The sequence below is a fragment of the Planktotalea frisia genome (assembly GCF_001890925.1).
In the GTDB taxonomy this organism is placed as follows: Bacteria; Pseudomonadota; Alphaproteobacteria; order Rhodobacterales; family Rhodobacteraceae; genus Planktotalea; species Planktotalea frisia.
On record NZ_MLCB01000123.1, the window covers coordinates 1 to 959 of the forward strand.

2 protein-coding genes are annotated in these 959 nt (G+C 51.6%); both read right to left on the bottom strand.

Annotation, left to right across the window (positions count from 1 at the left end; genetic code table 11):
* Positions 1-115: 115 nt before the first annotated feature.
* Positions 116-514 (bottom strand): DUF2306 domain-containing protein, encoded by a 399-nt coding sequence (locus PFRI_RS08625; protein ID WP_072630305.1) that lies wholly within the window; start codon positions 512-514, stop codon positions 116-118.
* The coding region (locus tag PFRI_RS08630) for a tyrosine-type recombinase/integrase (RefSeq protein ID WP_175549242.1) at positions 505-959 on the bottom strand (455 nt) is incomplete at its 5' end. The genes PFRI_RS08625 and PFRI_RS08630, both read right to left, overlap by 10 nt.

A 959-nucleotide genomic window follows, 5' to 3' on the forward strand; every position in this document is an offset into this window, starting at 1 on the left:
CGGATCATGCGGTTAGCTGAATCGTTCTACGGTCAGACGTCAACCCGTCAAAAGTCGGGTGCTCGAGGACTCTGTGTATAGAATATCAATCACCACACCTGCTCCGATTTATCGCTTACAAACCAAACAACACAGCATTCATTGTCCGCCCTGGAAGCAGCGTGAACAAGCCCGTCACTATGAGCGCTAGGATGTAGAGCAGCTTCATCATTCTTTTGTGACGTATGATGTTTCCGTTTCTAGCTGACCGGATGGCTTCAAAAACAGACCATATGGTAAAGATGGACAGGAAGTGGATGGGGCTGAAGGGCCCGAGTATCTTGATTGTTTGAATCCAAAAGCTGCTGATACTGACCCACAACATCAGCAGGACCCAAGTGTATCCAAGGTATTTATGAGAGCTTGTGCCCTTTGGCCTTGATAGCTGGATACCACCTAAAATGACTGCCAGGAATGCAGCATAGGCATGAGTGGGAATTGGGTTTTCTGCAGTATTTAAAATGCTCAGGTCCATGTTTTCTCCAAGTGCTCCCGCATGACCTCCAAGGCATACCCCGAGCCGTAGTTGGTAGCCACTGTGTTGGTGCTGTGCCCGAGGATGGCTAGGGAGATGGCCTCAGGACAGCCTGTGTTCCTCAGTTTGTCCTTCATGCGGTGGCGAAGGCTGTGCATGGTAAGCTTCTTGTCGGTGATGACTGAGCGTAGGCGCTTCATTAGCATGGCTGAACAACTGTCAGCGCCTCTGTCCTTGGCATAGTTTGGAAACAGGGGTGCCTCTGGGTCCTTACCTTGAGCTAGCTTTCCCAAGGCTGCGGCAGCAGTATGCGAGAGTGGCACAGAGCGCTCCGAGTTGTTGGTCTTGAGGCTTCTCCAAGGGGTGGCTGTCAGGTGGAGACATTGTTGTTCTAGGTCACAGTCTTTGACCCTCAGGCCTGATACTTCGGAGACCCTCGAGCCGG